Origin of the sequence: Enterococcus sp. DIV2384 (assembly GCF_050534975.1) — a bacterium.
Lineage (GTDB): Bacteria > Bacillota > Bacilli > Lactobacillales > Enterococcaceae > Enterococcus > Enterococcus faecalis.
On the sequence record NZ_CP172905.1, the window covers coordinates 1,005,959 to 1,024,101 of the forward strand.

Consider the following 18,143-nt stretch of genomic DNA (forward strand, 5'->3'; position numbering starts at 1 on the left):
GAGGAAATAGGCATGAAAAAAATCCTTTTAGTCTTAAACCACAGTTTAGCAGGATTTGGCAGTGATGAACAAGCTCAGCTGAAACCAAGTGGTAAAAAAGCTCCCTTAGGTCCAGGGGTAACATTGCTACCATTTTTACAGGAGCGAGGAGCAGAAATTGTTGCGACACTTTATTGTGGAGACCAATATTATTTGGAAAACGAGGAAGAGGTAGCAAAGAAATTTATTGGCTTTGCAAAAAAGTTTCATGCCGATGCGGTTCTTTGCGGACCTGCCATGCATTATCCTAATTTTGGAGAAATGGCTGCTCGTCTAGCTTGTAAGTTTAATGCTGTAGGCATTCCTGCAGTTGCAGCGATGGCAGAAGAAAATCCAGCAGTTAGTCACTATTATCAGCAAGTACCGATTGTGAAGATGCCCAAAAAGGGCGGCATTGGTTTAAATAATTCGTTTAAACAAATGGCGCAATTGGTCGTGGCAAAAGCAAATGGAAAAGAAACCAAACAGTTAGAAGAAACAAGTTGTTTTTAATTGATGATAATCTAAAGAGAAATCCAGAATGAACGCATGATTGTGTTCGTTTTGGATTTTTTGCTTTTGTTTAGCGAATGTATGTTCTATAATAGGGAGGCAGATAGGTGGGATTACGTGAAATCAACGAGAAAAATTGCGGTTCGTCAAGTGGTCGAATTTATTTTAAGGCGGGGAAGTATCGATTCTCGCCATGTGAGTGAACATACACCACAAGAAGGTAGTCGCCTTCATCGAATGTTGCAAAAGGAAGCGGGGAGCCTTTATCAAAAGGAAGTATCTTTAAAAATTGAGGTGCCTTTAAATAGCCATAATTATTGTGTAGAAGGTCGTGCAGACGGCATTTTTGTGAAAGAAACTGGGCAAGTGGTCATTGATGAAATTAAAACATCCGAACCAGCGTTTGAAGAATTGCCGCCAGAAAAGGTCGAATTGTTTTGGTATCAAGTGATGTGTTATGGTCACATGTATTGCCAACAAGAACAACTTTCTGAAATAACGCTGCAACTCACTTATTATCAGACCACCACAAAACAAATCACACGACAAGAACGCCATTTTACAGAAGCTGCATTAGCGGAGTTTTTTACTGATTTGATGAAGCGCTATGAACAGTGGGTAATTTTTAAAGAAGAATGGCGTATTTTGAGAAATAAATCATTAAAAAATCTTAGTTTTCCTTACGGGGAGTATCGCAAAGGGCAACGAGAATTGGCGGTAGCCGTCTATAAAACAATTCTTAGTAAACAGCGGCTCTTCGTGGAAGCACCAACTGGAACAGGCAAGACAATGTCCACTCTTTTTCCAGCGATGAAAGCAATTGGTGAAGAAGAAGGTGAACGGATTTTTTATTTAACAGCTAAGACCATTACGCGTCAAGTGGCTGAAGATGCCGTCAAAGCGCTGTCCGAAAAACAAGCGCAAACTAAGAGTATTACGTTAACAGCAAAAGATAAAATTTGTTTTTTAACTGAACGAAATTGTACACCAGAACATTGCCCGTTTGCTGACGGCTATTATGATCGTTTAAATGAGGGACTGTGGGATTTATTGCAACATGAAAATCATTTAACGAGAGAGGTTATTGAACGGTATGGACAAAAGCACCAATTGTGTCCATTCGAGTTGTCGCTAGATGCAAGTCTTTGGTGTGATTTAATTATTGGCGATTACAATTATCTATTTGATCCAACGGTTTATTTACGGCGCTTCTTTGAAGAACCCCAAAGTGCAGAAGAGAATATTTTTTTAGTGGATGAAACCCATAATTTGGTTAATCGTTCACGGGAGATGTATTCGGCCGCTATTTCTAGGAATGCGGTTTTGCAAATTCAAAAAAGATTGCAAAAAGAATCTGTTCAATTAAAAAGAGCTTGTCAAAAAGTCTTAACTACGTTTGATGATATTGAAGCAATCTGTGAAGAAAAAGACACGGATTTTTTTGCCCAACGTGCGCCAATTGATTCATTAGTTAAACAGATACATCGATTAACAGAAGTAATTGCAGAATGGTTGCCAGAAAATCAACACATTGAGGAATTGGCGTCGATTCTCAGTTTTTATTTTGATTGTTTAAGTTATCTTCGAATCAGCGAGTATTACGACAACGGCTTTTATACGTCTATTTCTTTGCGAAACTATGACTGCGTTGTGAAACAATTTTGTGTCGATCCTGCTTATTTATTGTCACAACGATTAGATAAAGGGAAAGCGAGTATCTTATTTTCGGCAAGTTTAACACCTCTGAATTATTATCAAGAAGTGCTTGGTGGAGGTGAAGAAAGCCTACGTTATCGGATTCCGTATCCTTTTCCAGAAGAAAATCAATTGTTGATGATCGGTAGTCATCTTCAAACAACCTATAAAAACCGTGAAAAAAGTTATCCACAGATTAGTGAACTTTTAGGGAAGTTAAGTGAAACAAAAACAGGCAACTATTTAATTTTCTTTCCTTCCTACGCCTATATGGATGATGTCTATCAAGTATTTAGCCAACGTTACCCGCAAGTAAAAACTCAAATTCAGGGAACGGACTTAAACGAAAAAGAGCGAGAAGCATTTTTAGCTGAATTTAAAGAGAATCCTCAAGAAACTTTCATCGGTTTTTGTGTTTTAGGTGGTATATTTTCAGAAGGAATTGACTTGAAAGGTACCCGATTGATTGGTACGATAATTGTTAGTGTCGGGCTACCACAAATGAACCCAGAGCAAGAACTGATTCGCACGTTTTATCAAGAAGAGCGAGGGCAAGGGTTTCAATTTGCGTATCAAATTCCTGGCATGAATAAAGTCTTGCAAGCGGCTGGACGTGTCATTCGAGATGCGCAAGATAAAGGCTTTGTGTTGTTATTAGACGAACGATTTGAATTACCAAGTGTCCAGCGTTTCTTTCCGCCGCATTGGTTGGCGCATCGAAAGGCAAACACCAATGAACAACTCATTCAACAAGTGAAACAATTTTGGTTAAAAAATAAAGAAAACAAAGGAGGAAACAAATGAAGACCATTTTAGTCCTTCATACAGGTGGGACCATTTCCATGTCGAAAGTAGCAGGAGGAAGTGTTGCCCCGAATGAAAAAAATCCGTTGATGGAACAAGAAGCATTATTTTCTGGCAAGGTTCATTTAGTTGTCGAAGATATTTTTAATATTCCCTCACCACACATGACCTTAGAACGGATGTTTCAATTAAAAGAACGGATTCAAAAAGCTTATTCTGAACCAATTGATGGCGTGGTTATTACGCATGGAACAGATACATTAGAAGAAACTGCTTATTTTTTAGATATAACCTTAGAGAAAAAAATCCCCATTGTTTTAACAGGAGCAATGCGGTCAAGTAACGAAATCGGTAGTGATGGCTTGTATAATTTCATCAGTGCTATTTGGACTGCTTGTTCAGACGAATCGTACGATAAAGGTGTTTTAGTCGTGATGAATGATGAAATTCATACGGCGCGTTATGTGACAAAAACACATACAACGAACGTAGCAACGTTTCGGACGCCAACTTTTGGACCAATTGGAACCATTGCGAAAGAACGTGCTTTTTTTGCGAAAGAGGTCTTACCGCAAGAAGTTTGCGATGTTTCTTCTGTGAAAGGAAATGTTCACGTAGTGAAGGCCTATGCGGGGATGGGTGAACGAATGTTTGAATTATTAAACACCCCAGAAACGGATGGGTTAGTAATTGAAGCGTTAGGTGCGGGTAATTTACCGCCAGAAACGCTCCCAGCATTACAAAAAATGCTAGATAACGGGATTCCAGTCGTTTTAGTTTCTCGTTGTTCCAATGGCATCGCTGAAGATATCTATGATTATGCTGGTGGTGGCGTTGGCTTGAAAAAAATGGGAGTCGTTTTTGCCCGTGGTTTAAACGGACCGAAAGCGCGGATTCGTTTAATTGTTGGTTTAAACAGCGAAAAAAATCCTGCAGAGTTAAAAGAATTTTTGGAACAGTAACTAATTTTAAGGAGAAAATAAATGAAGCTGTTTGAACGCATTCATCAAGATACTGAAATTCGACAAATTTATGATGCAATTGGTCAAATGGAAGATGAAGAAGCTGGGTGGGCATACCATAATTGGTTTCATGTAAACAATGTCGTAGCCATGACGGAAATGATTTTGAAACAACTTGCTGTTTCAGAGGAGTATTTAGAAGCGGCAAAAATTGCGGCACTGCTCCATGATGTGGGTGCGCTACAAGGAAAAGCAGGACATGCACTTCGTGGGAAACAATTTGCAGAAGCATATTTTCGTAAGCAAAAGATTTGTTTGCCTTATCAAGAAGAAATTTTATCTTCTATAGAAAATCATAGTAACGGCTTTGATTCGGAAGAGTTAATGACGCTAGCACTAATCATTAGTGATAAATTAGATATTACAACCTCTCGTGTTGCAAAGGCTGGTTATTTCGTGCCAGGAATGCGGCAATTTCAATTTTTAAAGAAAATTGAAATTATGCTTTCAGAACAAGAGGTTTGTGTCTCGTTTACGGCAGAAGAAGAACTGGATTTAGAAGAATTAAATGCGTTTTATTTTATGCCAAAGGTTTTCAAAGCAATTGCCGCTTTTTCAGGAAAAATCCAACGCCGACCAATCGTTTTATTGAATAATCAAGAATGGCCGGTACCAAAACAAAAAAATCCTTCAACTGTTCATTAACAGTTGAAGGATTTTTTTAGCGATAATTATTAAACTCAAGAGCCATGGGTAAATCTAATTCTCGTAAAAGAGCCATGACTTTTTGTAAATCATCCCGACTTTTTCCAGTTACCCGAATTTTGTCTTCTTGGATTTGTGACTTAACTTTAATACCAGAGTTTTTGATAGCTGTGTTGATTTTTTTTGCATTTTCTTTATCAATACCACTGATTAAATCACCATATTGGCGAGCGGTACCGCCTAAGGCTTTTTCACTTTCTGAAAAATGAATATTTTTAATCGGAACATTGCGTTTGACTAATTTTCCAAATAAAATATCCTTCACTTGCTCGACTTTATAATCATCTTCAGCTACGACTACTAGTTTATCGTTTTCCAATTTAATATCAGCAATTGACCCTTTAAAGTCAAAGCGATTTTTCAATTCTTTCAAGGCAATTTGAATCGCGTTTTTGACTTCCTCCATATTGACCTCTGAAACTACATCAAAACTTGCTTCTTTTGCAGCCATGTAAAAACCTCCTAAAATATTCTTTGCTTCATCATATCATGAAATAGTAAAAAAGGTTAGGTTAGAATCATTTTGAATAGAGAAATAAGAAGATCAATTTTTAGGGATATCTTCCCGCATTCTTTCATGGAAACGTTGCAAAAAAAATTTTCAATGTTCGCTTTTAGCCCCTTTTCTTTTAGGATAGAACCTGTTATTCTAAGTCAGAAGAATAGCGAAGGAGCGAAGAAAAATGAGTCGATTGGTTAGTACTTACCAAAGAAATGAATCGATAAAAAAAATAGCAGTGATGGCGATAACCGCTTTGACTTCTGCGGTCGGTTTGAATTTCTTTTTGATTCCGGCAAAAGTTTTTTCGGCAGGGATGAACGGAATTGCGCAAATCATTGCTACATTATTATATACAAATTTAGGAATCCATATTAATACAGGGATCTTCATTTTATTTTTAAACATTCCCGTCTTCATTCTAGGGTTTGTAAAATTAGGGAAACAATCAACGATTCTTAGTTTCATCAATGTTATTGGCATTTCCGTTGTGACTATGTTTGTGCCAATCGTAACAGTCACTACGAATCCTTTGATGAACGCAATTATGGGTGGTGTCTTAGTCGGCGTTGGTGCAGGGCTTTCATTGAAAATGGGCTTTAACACTGGCGGCATGGACATTATTTCACTGATTCTTTCAAAAACAACAGGGAAAACAGTTGGTAATTTTATGTTCTTATTAAATGGTATTATTGTGCTGTTGGCTGGTTTTGTATTTAACTGGGAAAGTGCGTTGTATACTATTATTTCTATTTACTGTTTGAGTCAGGTGGTCGACATGATTCATACCAGTCACCAAAAAGTCACAGCAATGATTGTCACTACGAGACCAGAAGCCGTTGCCTTAGAAGTTTCTCAACAAATCGCTCGTGGCATGACCTTGTTGCCTTCAATCGGTGGCTATTCAGGTGCAGAAGGTCGAATGATTATGATGGTCATTACTCGCTATGAACTCTATGATTTAGAACAGGCAGTTTACAGTATCGATGAGAATGCCTTTGTAAATATTTTACCAACACAATCTGTTTTAGGGCGTTTTGCCAATGAAGATGAACAACGGATTTTTCATAGTACTGGAACATTTCCTGAGCTTCAATCCTACAAGGTGAAACGTTATCCGCCAAAGAAAAAATTAAAATAGCAAGTCGGCCTTCAGATCCCAAAGTGATAACGGGAAAACTGGAGGTTTTTTTATAAAAATGAAGGTTATGTGAAAGAATAGACAAAAATTTTCTGAAAAAGGGAATTTTACTAGAAAAGTGTCAGGAATTCTGCTAAAATAGAACCGTTGGTTAGGGAACACCTAACAAATAAAGTTTTTAAAAACTTAGGAGGAATTTTTTATGCCAGTAGTATCAGGAGCAGAATTCTTAAAAGCAGCACGTAAAGGCGGCTATGCAGTAGGTGGCTATAACACAAATAACTTAGAATGGACACAAGCGATTTTAGAAGCAGCAGAAGCTAAAAAAGCACCAGTTCTAATCCAAACATCAATGGGCGCTGCTAAATACATGGGCGGCTACAAAGTAGCTAAAGACATGATTACTAATTTAGTAGACTCAATGAATATCACAGTTCCAGTAGCAATTCACTTAGACCACGGTGACTACGAAGCTGCTTTAGAATGTATCGAAGTTGGCTATACTTCAATCATGTTTGATGGTTCTCACTTACCATTCGAAGAAAACTTAAAATTAGCGAAAGATGTAGTTGAAAAAGCTCACGCTAAAGGTATTTCTGTCGAATGTGAAGTTGGTTCAATCGGTGGTGAAGAAGACGGAATCATCGGTACTGGCGAATTAGCTGATATCGAAGAATGTAAACAAATGGTTGCTACAGGTATTGACTACTTAGCATGTGGTATCGGTAACATCCATGGTCAATATCCAGAAAACTGGAAAGGTTTAGCATTTGATCACTTACAAGCGATTGCTGAAGCTGTCGGTTCTGATGTACCTCTAGTATTACACGGAGGTTCTGGTATTCCTCAAGAACAAATTGAAAAAGCAATTTCAATGGGTATCTCAAAAGTTAACGTAAATACAGAATTCCAATTATCATTCGCTAAAGCAACGCGCGAATATATTGAAGCTGGTAAAGATTTAGAAGGTAAAGGATTTGACCCTCGTAAATTATTAGCACCAGGTAAAGCTGCAATCATCAAAGATGCAGAAGAACACATTGATTGGTTTGGTTCAGCTAACAAAGCTTAATCAACTAGTTACGTTAAAGACAGCCACAGCACGTGGCTGTCTTTTTTATTTTTTGTTATTTTTTCATTCTATTAAAATACCTGAGAAGTTTTCTTTTTTCTTAAGCTTGATTATGATAGAATGATTGGGTAGTTTATTTAGAAAACGTATATTACAGATAGGTGAGAATATAAATGAAAAAAATCGTAATCAATGGGAATCGTCCATTAAAGGGCGAAGTAACCATTAGCGGCGCCAAAAATAGTGTAGTCGCTTTAATTCCAGCTGCTATTTTAGCAGATTCGCCCGTGACTTTAGATGGCGTTCCTGACATTCAGGATGTTCACTCATTAATTGAAATTTTAGAAATTATGGGTGCTAAAATTACTTTTGAAAATAATACATTAATTATTGATCCAACAGAAGTTGTTTCTGTGCCAATGCCAAAAGGAAAAATCAATAGCTTACGTGCGTCCTATTATTTTATGGGCTCACTTCTTGGTCGATTTGGGGAAGGCGTTGTCGGCTTACCTGGCGGTTGTTACTTAGGACCTCGTCCAATTGATTTACATATCAAAGGATTTGAAGCATTAGGCGCTCATGTAACCAACGAACATGGGGCGATGTACTTGAGAACAGACGAAGCTGGCTTACAAGGAACACGAATTTTTATGGATATGGTATCTATTGGCGCTACAATCAATGTCATGTTAGCCGCAGTTAAAGCCAAAGGCAAAACGATTATTGAAAATGCTGCGCGTGAGCCAGAAATTATTGATATTGCTACATTATTAAATAACATGGGTGCAAAAGTTCGAGGAGCTGGAACGGACGTTATTCGGATTGAAGGTGTCGAAGAATTACATGGTTGTCGTCACTCGATTATTCCAGATCGAATTGAAGCTGGGACTTATTTAGCTATGGCAGCAGCTATGGGTGAAGGAATCAAAGTTCGAAATGTTATTTATGAGCATTTAGAAAGCTTCATTGCGAAATTGCAAGAAATGGGCGTTAAGATGACAATTGAAGAAGACATGATTGAAGTTCATCCATCACATGATCTGAAAATGACGACGGTGAAAACCTATCCGTATCCTGGGTTTGCCACAGACTTACAACAACCGTTAACGCCATTACTTTTAAAAGCGCAAGGAACTGGTGAAATTATTGATACGATATATACTCAACGAAATAAGCATATCCCTGAGTTAGTGCGGATGGGTGCCGATGCTTCGGTTGAAGGCAATATGATTATTTTAAATGGTCCAAATCAATTGCACGGTGCAGAAGTAGTCGCCTCTGATTTACGGGCAGGCGCTTGCCTAGTCACTGCCGGCTTGATGGCTGAAGGTACGACCACTATTTATAATGTAGAATATATTTTACGTGGGTACGACCACATTATCGAAAAGTTAACTGCTTTGGGCGCTGATATTCAAATGCTAGAAACCGAAGAACAAGAAGGTCCGTTTGAGGTGGATCAATGAGCGACTATTTAACAATGGCTGAATTGGAAAACAGTACGTTAAAAGATATTTATGCGTACGCGAAAGAGTTTAAAATTCCTTATTATAGCCAAATGAACAAAAAAGAATTGTCTTTAGCTGTGATTCGTGCACAAGCTGAGAAGCAAGGGTTTTTCTTCATGGAAGGAATTTTAGATATTGTTTCTCAGGATGGTTATGGCTTTTTGCGACCAATTAATTATGGACCAAGTGCAGAAGACATTTATATTTCCTCTTCTCAAATTCGTCGTTTCGGATTGAGAAATGGGGACAAAGTAGCTGGCAAGGCGCGTCCGCCAAAGGAATCAGAACGTTACTATGGACTCATGCATGTTGAAAGTGTCAATGGGAAAGATCCTGAAGAAGCGAAAGAGCGGCCACATTTTCCAGCGCTAACACCGTTGTATCCTGAAAAACAATTAACGTTAGAAACAACGGCTGGCAGATTATCAACACGAATGATTGATGTATTTGCCCCAATTGGTTTTGGGCAACGTGGTTTAATTGTAGCGCCGCCAAAAGCGGGAAAAACAAGTGTTTTAAAGGAAATTGCTAATGGGATTACAGAAAATCATCCTGATGTGGAATTGATTCTGTTGTTAATTGACGAGCGTCCTGAAGAAGTGACTGATTTAGAGCGAAGCGTTAAAGGAGATGTGGTTTCTTCAACTTTTGATCAACAACCACAAAATCATACGCGAGTTGCTGAATTGGTTCTGGATCGAGCAATGCGCTTAGTTGAAGACAAACGGGACGTAGTTATTTTAATGGACAGCATCACTCGTTTAGCAAGGGCCTATAATTTAGTGGTCCCGCCTAGTGGTCGAACCTTAAGTGGCGGAATAGATCCAGCTGCGTTTTTCAAACCTAAACGATTTTTTGGTGCTGCCAGAAATATCGAAGAAGGGGGCAGTTTAACTATTTTAGCCACGGCATTGGTGGATACAGGTAGCCGAATGGATGATGTCATCTATGAAGAATTCAAAGGCACAGGCAACATGGAGCTCCATTTATCTCGTGAATTAGCAGAGCGCCGTATTTTCCCAGCAATTGATATTAAAAAATCAAGTACGCGAAAAGAAGAGTTGTTAATGACACCAGAACAACTAGAAGAAACGTGGAAATTGAGAAATAATATGTCAGGAGACTCGCTGGAATATACGGATCAATTCATAAAAATGTTGAAACGGACCCAAAATAATCAACAATTATTTGAAGTTTTCCATGATGTTTCGTTTGGCAAACAAATTAAAAGAAATCCAAAAAGATAATTGCATACCAACTGAAAACATGGTAAGATAGCATTGTTGTATACCGACAAAATAACTCTGATACAGCAAATGGATCAGGGCAAAGGAGCGAAAAAAACGTATGAAACAAGATATCCATCCAAATTACCAACCAGTAGTATTCATGGATTCAACAACAGGTTTCAAATTCCTTTCAGGTTCAACTAAAGGATCTTCAGAAACTGTTGAATGGGAAGATGGCAACACTTATCCATTATTACGTGTTGAGGTTACTTCAGACTCACACCCATTCTACACTGGTCGTCAAAAATTCACACAAGCCGACGGACGTGTGGACCGTTTCAACAAAAAATACGGTCTCAAAGACGAAAACGCAAATCCAGACGCATAGTTTTTCAAAACATTGTCATGACAAGGTTTATAGAGGTTTCCCACTGTGGTGGGAAACCTCTTTTTTTGTTGGATAGGCAGTTTTAATTCAGAGAAATTATTTAAATATTATTTTATTTAACTGAAAGTATAGCTAGTCCGTATACCGTATAATTTAAATTATTTGGATAGTATACATATTGTAAAGTGCAATTGTCTTTTTAGAATCTTTAAGGTATAATTTGTTTTAATGAGTTTATATGTAAGCTTTTTCTTTTTAAAGACTTTGATCATATCTTTTTTATAAGAAAACTATTGTTTGTGAAAGGATATAAAAGTGCTAAAACAATTGTACTTAACAGTATTAAGATGGAGACCGTACAAGCATAAAAAAGTAAAAATTGTGTACATAATGAGTTTCCCAAGAAATGATGGACATTTAATTGAACAATTAGAACAACAATATCACGGAATGATAATAGTACTTTATACAAAAAATTGTCAATCATACGCAGCATCCTTAAATCAAAAAGGCATAAAGACGATACTTTTTGATAAGAAAACTTTGTTGATTACAACGGCGATTTCATACTTGAAGTCAGCGCCGTTAATTTTTGTAGATAATTATTTTCCAGAATTGGCAATTTTAAAAAAAAAGCAAGTAGTTATCCAATTATGGCATGCTAATGGGGCTTTAAAACAGTTTGGCTGGGGTGCTTATCACACGAAACATAGAAGTAGCAAGGATCAAATCAGGTTTCAAAAAGTTTACGATAAAATGAATTATTTTATCGTTAATTCACTAAAAATGGAAGCAATTTTTAGAAACAATTATCGTCTCGAGAATGCTCAATTTTGTCATTTTGGTTCGCCGCGTCTTGCTTATCTTGAAAAATTAGAGGTAGGAGAAACAAATCAGAATAATAAAGTTTTATATGCACCAACTTACCGAGAGGGAACGAATGAAATGATGCTTGTGATAAATCAAGCAATAAAGGCTTTTTCTGCTATGCCAAATTTTCATTTTTATATGAAATTACATCCATCAATCCAGTTAGATGCCATTGAACTACCGAGAAATGTTTCTATTTGGGAAAAGCATATTTTTGAAAGCTTTAGTGAAATAGGCTACTTGATTACTGATTATTCGAGTGTGGTCTTTGAATACATGCATGTTAAAGAGCAACCGAATATTTTATTTTTTTGTCCAGATTTAGAAAAATACGCATTAAATCCTGGAATTGAGCCTGATTTTTTTGAATATTTACCAGGACCGTTAGTTGAAAATGAAAAACAGTTGATTGTGGCATTGTCAAATTTTTCAATAAATAGTTATAAAGATAATATTACTAGAATTAACGAAGAATGGAATCAATATCAGTCAAAAGAGACCATTAATAAAATAGTAGAGTTGGTAGAGAGAATCTTGGGGGGATTTTGTGAAAAGTAAGGTACGCACTGAATATATTGGGGGATTACCAGTTGACGTATTAACACATCAAGAAATTATGGATGACTTAGAAAGTTATCTCAAAGCTAAAGAGAAAATGATTGTAACTAGCGTTAATCCGCAGATTTCATTGTTAGCATTTGAACATCCAGAAGTTAAGTTATATTTGAAAAGAGCAACTCATCGGATTGCAGATGGGATAGGTGTGGTCAAGGCATCGAAGCTAACGGGTGGGTCTATTCGTGAAAGAGTTACAGGAATTGATGTCATGGATAATTTTTTAGAGTATGCAAATCAACATAAGGAACGAATCTTCTTGTATGGTGCAAAGCAAGAAGTAGTTGAAGCAGCAGCTAAAAATATTCAACGACAATATCCAGGGATTGTTATTAGCGGTATTTTACATGGCTATACAAAGAAAAAACAGCAAGAAATTGTGGAACAAATTAACAAAGCTGAACCAAGGTTTGTCTTTGTAGCATTAGGTTCACCGAAACAAGAGATTTTTTTGGAACAAACAATTGATCACCTGAGAGCTAATGTATTTTTAGACGTAGGCGGTACTTTTGACGTATTAGCTGGATCAGTAAAAAGAGCGCCAGAATTTTATATAAATCACAATTTGGAATGGTTATATCGTTGTTTGACAATGAAGAGATACGATCGGTTAATGCAAATTCCTAAATATATTTATTTGACTATTAAGTATCGGAACAACAAGTCTAGGGGGCAGTAAATGATTATTTTGTTTATTTGGGAAAATGACGTAGACACAACTTTTTATATCGTGAAAATAGAGAAAGATGAGAAGTTCATTTTACGAGTACCACCTATTCACAAACTAAGTAAATTTGTTCAAAATAATCAATGGAATAGTTTGATAGAAGAATTAAGAAAATTGTCTTCATATGAAGTAACTGAGTACATAATTATAAAAAAAGCAATGCTTTTTTCGTATCTTTTTGAAGACGATAAAGAAATTGTTATTTCAAATCAAAGTGAGCGGCATCTAATAGATCAAAATGGCAAAGAATGGTTTTTACCAAAAGGAAAAGTTGCTGTAAATCAAGAGGTGCTTTCAGAATATCTTCGTTTTAGTCATTCAGATGCTGAACGTTCATTTGAGCATCAGGAACACATTTTTCGTTTAACGAAAATTAAATTATTAAAAGATAAAAATCCGTTAAAATTGCAAAAGCAGTTAAAGCAATTAAAAAAAGCTACAACAACGTCTTTCTCTATAAAATCTCTGAGTAAGTTATTACTAATCTATACTGCTACAGAAAATAAAAAATTTGATCGAAAAACCATCAAAGTCAATCAAAAGTAGCATTTTTCTATTCACAAAAATTGATAATTAACGAAGAAATATCAAAGTACAATGGGGGTTTTTATGAAAAAAATACTTACTTACGGCACATTTGACCTCCTACACTATGGTCATATTAATTTGTTGAAAAAAGCGAAACAACAAGGGGACTACCTGATTGTTGGACTTTCAACAGATGCTTTTAATTTAGAAAAAAAGAAACAAAGTTATTTTTCATATGAAAAACGTAAACAATTATTAGAGGCAATTCGTTATGTTGATTTAGTTATTCCTGAAACTAGTTGGAAACAAAAAGTTTCCGATATTGCTGAATTTAAAATTGATACTTTAGTCATGGGCGATGATTGGCAAGGGGCTTTTGATTTTCTAGAAGTTGAAACAACCGCAAAGGTTCTTTATTTGCCACGAACGCCAGAAGTATCAACCACACAGATAAAAAAAGAATTATATTATAGTGAATAATAAAAAGTCTCCTTGGTATTTTTCAAGGAGACTTTTTTCAAGATTATCCTTCCCAAAAGTCAAAGATTGATCAGCATTGTTTCGCTGATTTGTTAGACTAGTAGGTACATTCAGCTTTATAAAGGAGATCTTGAAGAAATGAGTAGAAAAAAAGTCGGTGTTTTCTGTCTATTTCTGTTTTTCACATTTTTTATTATTGTTCCAAAAGTAGAAGCTACAGAAGAAATGAAGACTAAATTTACAGTAACGCCTGTTTTACCAGAAAATCAAGTGTCAGGAACATCTAGTTATTATGATTTAATTCTGGCACCAAAGCAATCTTCCACTATTGTCTTAGACATAAAAAATAAGACAGACGAAAAATTGTCCATCGTATTGACTCTAGCAAATGCATCAACAAATGATAATGGTTTGATTGTGTACAATGATTTTGATAAACCACTTGATTCATCGTTAAAGGTTCCGCTGACAGACTTGGTTACTTTAGAAAATGAGGAAGTGAGTGTGCCGCCTCATCAAACAGTATCAGCAAAGATGAAGGTGAAGGGACTTGATCAGCCTATCAAAGGAGTTGTTTTGGGCGGGGTTTATGCGCATCTCAAAGATGAAAAAACAGAGGAAAAGAACCAAACAACGGGATTAACCAGTCGCTACGGGTTTAATGTTGCGATTGCCATGAGGAGTGCTGCGAATGTTCCTTTAACAGAGGTGAACCAACTGAAATTAGCGAAAGTAACACCTACAATTGCTTTAGGAGCCAAATCGCTAAAGACGGTCATTCAAAATCCATATGCTGCTATTTTTCCAGAAGTTCGTTTAGAAGGTCAAGTGATAAAAAAAGGATCCTCTAAAAAAATTGCACAACGGACACTAAAAAATGTTCGCTTTGCCCCAAATAGTTCCATGAATTTTCATCTTGATTTGGGTAAACAACCGCTAGATGCTGGGACTTATATATTTACAGGACGTGCTATTTTACAACAAGATGAACAACAGTCTTGGCCTTTTCAACAAGAATTTACGATTAACACTCGTGAAGCAAAAAAATTAAATCAAGAAGCTACGGTCAAATGGGTCCTACCCACATGGTGGTTACCGACTTTCTACACGTTGTTAGTAATCACAATTGGGGCAATCTATAGTGTCATTTGGCGCAATAATTATCAAAAAACAAGCGAAAAGGAGAGTGAGAATAATGGCTAGTTGGTTTTGGTTGTCTGGCGGTTTAGCGGTTATTTGTTTTATGTTTTTCCTCTTTTCTTTGCTGACTAGTATGAGTTTTATTCAGCATGCAAAAGAACCCAGAAGTATTCTAAAAGAAACGCTTTTGAGTTGGTTAATGCTTTTACTTAGTGGTGGGTGGATTACAATCGGACTATTGTTATATTTTTCGCTAAAGAATCAATAAACAAAAAACGAGCATTTATTGTTAGATAACCGTGAATGCTCGTTTTTTTGTTTTAGGAAAATGCTCTTTAGCAACTTGCCAGATTTCATTGGGCAACCTGACTGAAATTGTTAAATTGTTCTGTCGAAACGACAAAAAAGTGGTAAACTAAACGTGTATGTTAGTTATTTAATCAAAAGTAATGTATCCGCTTACTTATAAAATGGAAACGAAGGAGCATATTGCAATGACAGAAAAACTTTTAGGAAGTATCGAAGCCGGTGGCACAAAATTTGTATGTGGCGTTGGGACAGATGATTTGACCATCGTAGAACGTGTCAGTTTTCCCACAACAACCCCAGAAGAAACAATGAAAAAAGTAATAGAATTTTTCCAACAATATCCTTTAAAAGCGATTGGGATTGGTTCGTTTGGTCCGATTGATATTCACGTTGATTCTCCTACGTATGGTTATATCACTTCTACACCAAAATTAGCTTGGCGTAACTTTGACTTGTTAGGAACTATGAAACAACATTTTGATGTGCCAATGGCTTGGACAACGGATGTGAATGCTGCGGCATATGGTGAGTATGTTGCTGGAAATGGGCAACATACATCTAGTTGTGTATATTATACAATTGGAACTGGTGTTGGCGCTGGAGCGATTCAAAACGGTGAGTTTATTGAAGGCTTTAGCCACCCAGAAATGGGGCATGCGTTAGTCCGTCGTCATTCTGAAGATACGTATGCAGGAAATTGTCCTTATCATGGAGATTGTTTAGAAGGGATTGCAGCAGGACCAGCAGTTGAAGGTCGTTCTGGTAAAAAAGGTCATTTATTGGAAGAGGATCATAAAACTTGGGAACTAGAAGCTTATTATTTAGCGCAAGCAGCGTACAATACGACTTTATTATTAGCGCCAGAAGTGATCATCTTAGGTGGCGGCGTCATGAAACAACGCCATTTGATGCCGAAAGTTCGTGAAAAATTTGCTGAATTAGTCAATGGATATGTGGAAACACCGCCTTTAGAAAAATACTTGGTGACGCCTCTTTTAGAAGATAATCCAGGAACAATTGGTTGCTTTGCCTTGGCAAAAAAAGCTTTAATGGCTCAAAATTAACCATTTATTCGTAGTTCATGCATTATATTTGAAGGAAATGGCTAAGAATGATACTCTTATTATGTAATTAATTATTTAGGAGGGATTAGCATGGCAGATTTAAAAGGACGTTTTGACGATGCAAAAGATAAAGTAGAAGGTACTGCAAAAGAAGCGCAAGGCAAAGTTACGGATGATAAAGGCAAAGAACTTGAAGGAAAAGCTCAATCAACCTTTGCTGACGTAAAAGACAAAGCACGTGATGCCGGCGACGACCTTAAAGAAGGCGCTGAAAAATTAACTGATAAAGTTAAAGAAGGCTTTGAAGACTTAAAAGACAAATTTAGTAAAGATAAATAAAAATTAACAAAAGAGCGTGGGCTTACGTTATTTCAACGTAAGCCCACGCTCTTTTGTTTAGACATCAAATCCTTGTTTTTGCAAGAAAATTTTTACTTCTGGGCGACGATTATAAGAAAAATAGGACAAAGACTTCTGTGACCAATCCGCTGTTTGGGCGTTACTTGAGCGGCTGGCATAATAATCTTTTAATAATTCATCATATGTGTGCATATCTGTCAATTTGTCTGATTGGTAGTGATTTTCGCTTAAAATATTTTCAAAAGGCATCCGTGGTTTTACACCATTTAACGTTTCTGGTACACCGATTGTTAATCCAAAAAGTGGTACAGTTAATTCAGGCAAAGATAAGCGTTTGGCTACTGTGTCTAAGTCATTTCGAATGCCGCCAATATAACAAATCCCTAAATCCATAGATTCAGCCGCAATGGCCATGTTTTGCGCAGCAATCGTTGTATCAACGGCAGCTACTAATAATGATTCTGGTGTCTTTAAGGGTTCCAATGATTGCCCCTCTTTTGACAAAATCGTTGCATGACGATACAAATCAGCAACAAAAACATAGAACACACCAGTGTTAACGACATAGTCTTCACAATTCGCTAAACGTCCCAATTCTCTGCGTAGCTCAGGATCTTTGATTTCTATAATTGTATAAGCTTGTAAAAAATTGGAGCTTGATCCTGCTTGAGCTGCAGTAATTAACTGTTGTTTCTGCTTGTCCGTTAACGCTTGCTTTTTAAAATGACGAACGGAACGGTGACTTAGTAATTGTTCGATTGTTTGATTCATAAAAAACCTCCGTTTAAATTAAGAAAGAGAACAGAAAAACCCACAGCTTAATAGTGGGTTTCTCTGTCGTTAATTGCTAAAGATTACAGAATACGTTCAAATGGATCTAAACTAATTCCTTGGTCTAAGACGATTTTTGCGTATTCTTTCGCTGCAAATAAAGAATGATCTTTGTAGTTTCCGCACTCTTTTGCAGAGACTGCTGGAACAACTTCTGTATTGATTACTTTGTTTAAAACGTTGACTAATGCATCACGGATTTCTTGTGGTGAATGTTGATCCCACATAATCATATAAAAACCAGTGCGGCAACCCATTGGCGAAATGTCAATGATTCCTTTTAATTCATCACGCATGTTAACTGCTAATAAATGTTCCAACGTGTGTAATGCGCCTGTTGGTAGGGCATCTTTGTTTGGTTGTAAGAAACGTAAGTCATATTTTTCGACTAACGCATCACCATTTTGTTCTGTGCCAGCAAGGCGAACATATGGTGCTTTTACTGTGTTGTGATCTAATTCAAAACTTTCTACGCGTGCCATGAAATTTCGCTCCCTTTATAATTAAATTCGTTTTAACTATAACAAATTTAAGTCAAAAGTCAATGGATAGTCCTTTGATGGGTAATAGTTTTAAAATATCATGGGAAAATAAAAAAATCATTTTTTTGACTATGTAGGTTTTT

The 18,143-nt window shown here is 36.6% G+C and carries 20 protein-coding genes; 17 read left to right on the forward strand and 3 right to left on the reverse strand.

The genetic code is table 11. The annotated features are described in order from the left end of the window. Nucleotides 1-12 precede the first annotated feature (12 nt). From IGK54_RS05000 to IGK54_RS05015, 4 genes are read left to right on the forward strand one after another with little or no spacing between them, the layout of a single operon-like run. Nucleotides 13-531, forward strand: coding sequence for a GrdB-related putative oxidoreductase (locus tag IGK54_RS05000; protein WP_430603279.1), 519 nt, complete (start codon nucleotides 13-15; stop codon nucleotides 529-531). A gap of 36 nt (nucleotides 532-567) precedes the next feature. After that, nucleotides 568-3,030, forward strand: a complete 2,463-nt coding sequence (locus IGK54_RS05005) for an ATP-dependent DNA helicase (protein ID WP_430603281.1) — start codon at nucleotides 568-570, stop codon at nucleotides 3,028-3,030. Then, on the forward strand, nucleotides 3,027-3,992 hold the full coding sequence (locus tag IGK54_RS05010; RefSeq protein ID WP_002357976.1) for an asparaginase: 966 nt from the start codon (nucleotides 3,027-3,029) through the stop codon (nucleotides 3,990-3,992). The genes IGK54_RS05005 and IGK54_RS05010 overlap by 4 nt, the downstream gene beginning before the upstream one ends. A gap of 21 nt (nucleotides 3,993-4,013) precedes the next feature. Next, entirely contained in the window at nucleotides 4,014-4,697 is a 684-nt protein-coding gene (locus IGK54_RS05015; protein WP_002403307.1) for an HD domain-containing protein, read from the forward strand. Between the two features lie 16 nt (nucleotides 4,698-4,713). Here IGK54_RS05015 and IGK54_RS05020 read toward each other — a convergent pair whose 3' ends face one another. Beyond that, entirely contained in the window at nucleotides 4,714-5,208 is a 495-nt protein-coding gene (locus IGK54_RS05020) for a YajQ family cyclic di-GMP-binding protein (protein ID WP_002357974.1), read from the reverse strand. A gap of 232 nt (nucleotides 5,209-5,440) precedes the next feature. Between IGK54_RS05020 and IGK54_RS05025 the strand changes: the two genes are divergently transcribed. From IGK54_RS05025 to IGK54_RS05085, 13 genes are all read left to right on the forward strand, one after another. Further along, nucleotides 5,441-6,397, forward strand: coding sequence for a YitT family protein (locus tag IGK54_RS05025; protein ID WP_002381974.1), 957 nt, complete (start codon nucleotides 5,441-5,443; stop codon nucleotides 6,395-6,397). 202 nt (nucleotides 6,398-6,599) lie between these two features. Continuing rightward, nucleotides 6,600-7,469, forward strand: coding sequence for a class II fructose-bisphosphate aldolase (locus tag IGK54_RS05030; RefSeq protein WP_002357972.1), 870 nt, complete (start codon nucleotides 6,600-6,602; stop codon nucleotides 7,467-7,469). A 173-nt stretch (nucleotides 7,470-7,642) separates the two neighbouring features. Beyond that, a complete protein-coding gene (locus IGK54_RS05035; protein WP_142957219.1) occupies nucleotides 7,643-8,935 on the forward strand; it encodes a UDP-N-acetylglucosamine 1-carboxyvinyltransferase in 1,293 nt (430 codons plus the stop codon). Further along, a complete protein-coding gene (gene rho, locus IGK54_RS05040; protein ID WP_002357968.1) occupies nucleotides 8,932-10,224 on the forward strand; it encodes a transcription termination factor Rho in 1,293 nt (430 codons plus the stop codon). The genes IGK54_RS05035 and rho overlap by 4 nt, the downstream gene beginning before the upstream one ends. 100 nt (nucleotides 10,225-10,324) lie before the next feature. Next, the gene (locus IGK54_RS05045) at nucleotides 10,325-10,594 is read left to right on the forward strand and encodes a type B 50S ribosomal protein L31 (protein WP_002357967.1); all 270 of its coding nucleotides are present in this window, start codon (nucleotides 10,325-10,327) and stop codon (nucleotides 10,592-10,594) included. 315 nt (nucleotides 10,595-10,909) lie between these two features. Continuing rightward, nucleotides 10,910-12,022 carry a teichoic acid biosynthesis protein TagB gene (gene tagB, locus IGK54_RS05050; RefSeq protein WP_010777550.1) on the forward strand — a complete coding sequence of 371 codons (1,113 nt, stop codon included), beginning with the start codon at nucleotides 10,910-10,912 and terminating at the stop codon, nucleotides 12,020-12,022. Further along, nucleotides 12,012-12,758 carry a WecB/TagA/CpsF family glycosyltransferase gene (locus IGK54_RS05055; RefSeq protein ID WP_010777551.1) on the forward strand — a complete coding sequence of 249 codons (747 nt, stop codon included), beginning with the start codon at nucleotides 12,012-12,014 and terminating at the stop codon, nucleotides 12,756-12,758. Before tagB ends, IGK54_RS05055 begins: the two co-directional genes overlap by 11 nt. Next, nucleotides 12,759-13,352, forward strand: a complete 594-nt coding sequence (locus IGK54_RS05060; RefSeq protein WP_010709344.1) for a hypothetical protein — start codon at nucleotides 12,759-12,761, stop codon at nucleotides 13,350-13,352. It abuts the gene before it with no gap. A 51-nt stretch (nucleotides 13,353-13,403) separates the two neighbouring features. Next, on the forward strand, nucleotides 13,404-13,814 hold the full coding sequence (gene tagD / locus IGK54_RS05065; RefSeq protein WP_025192797.1) for a glycerol-3-phosphate cytidylyltransferase: 411 nt from the start codon (nucleotides 13,404-13,406) through the stop codon (nucleotides 13,812-13,814). 138 nt (nucleotides 13,815-13,952) lie between these two features. Beyond that, nucleotides 13,953-15,017 (forward strand): DUF916 and DUF3324 domain-containing protein, encoded by a 1,065-nt coding sequence (locus tag IGK54_RS05070; protein ID WP_430603284.1) that lies wholly within the window; start codon nucleotides 13,953-13,955, stop codon nucleotides 15,015-15,017. Continuing rightward, complete coding sequence (locus IGK54_RS05075) at nucleotides 15,010-15,222, forward strand: hypothetical protein (protein ID WP_002357965.1); 213 nt, start codon at nucleotides 15,010-15,012, stop codon at nucleotides 15,220-15,222. Before IGK54_RS05070 ends, IGK54_RS05075 begins: the two co-directional genes overlap by 8 nt. A gap of 226 nt (nucleotides 15,223-15,448) precedes the next feature. Further along, the gene (gene scrK, locus IGK54_RS05080) at nucleotides 15,449-16,327 is read left to right on the forward strand and encodes a fructokinase ScrK (RefSeq protein WP_010777553.1); all 879 of its coding nucleotides are present in this window, start codon (nucleotides 15,449-15,451) and stop codon (nucleotides 16,325-16,327) included. Between the two features lie 90 nt (nucleotides 16,328-16,417). Beyond that, nucleotides 16,418-16,666, forward strand: a complete 249-nt coding sequence (locus tag IGK54_RS05085; protein ID WP_002357962.1) for a YtxH domain-containing protein — start codon at nucleotides 16,418-16,420, stop codon at nucleotides 16,664-16,666. Nucleotides 16,667-16,723: 57 nt separating this feature from the next. Here the strand turns inward: IGK54_RS05085 and nfsA are convergent, their stop codons facing one another. Both nfsA and IGK54_RS05095 read right to left on the reverse strand, forming a co-directional pair. Beyond that, the gene (gene nfsA, locus IGK54_RS05090; RefSeq protein ID WP_002360554.1) at nucleotides 16,724-17,458 is read right to left on the reverse strand and encodes an oxygen-insensitive NADPH nitroreductase; all 735 of its coding nucleotides are present in this window, start codon (nucleotides 17,456-17,458) and stop codon (nucleotides 16,724-16,726) included. Nucleotides 17,459-17,541: 83 nt separating this feature from the next. Further along, on the reverse strand, nucleotides 17,542-18,000 hold the full coding sequence (locus tag IGK54_RS05095) for an S-ribosylhomocysteine lyase (RefSeq protein ID WP_002357960.1): 459 nt from the start codon (nucleotides 17,998-18,000) through the stop codon (nucleotides 17,542-17,544). Nucleotides 18,001-18,143 lie beyond the last annotated feature (143 nt).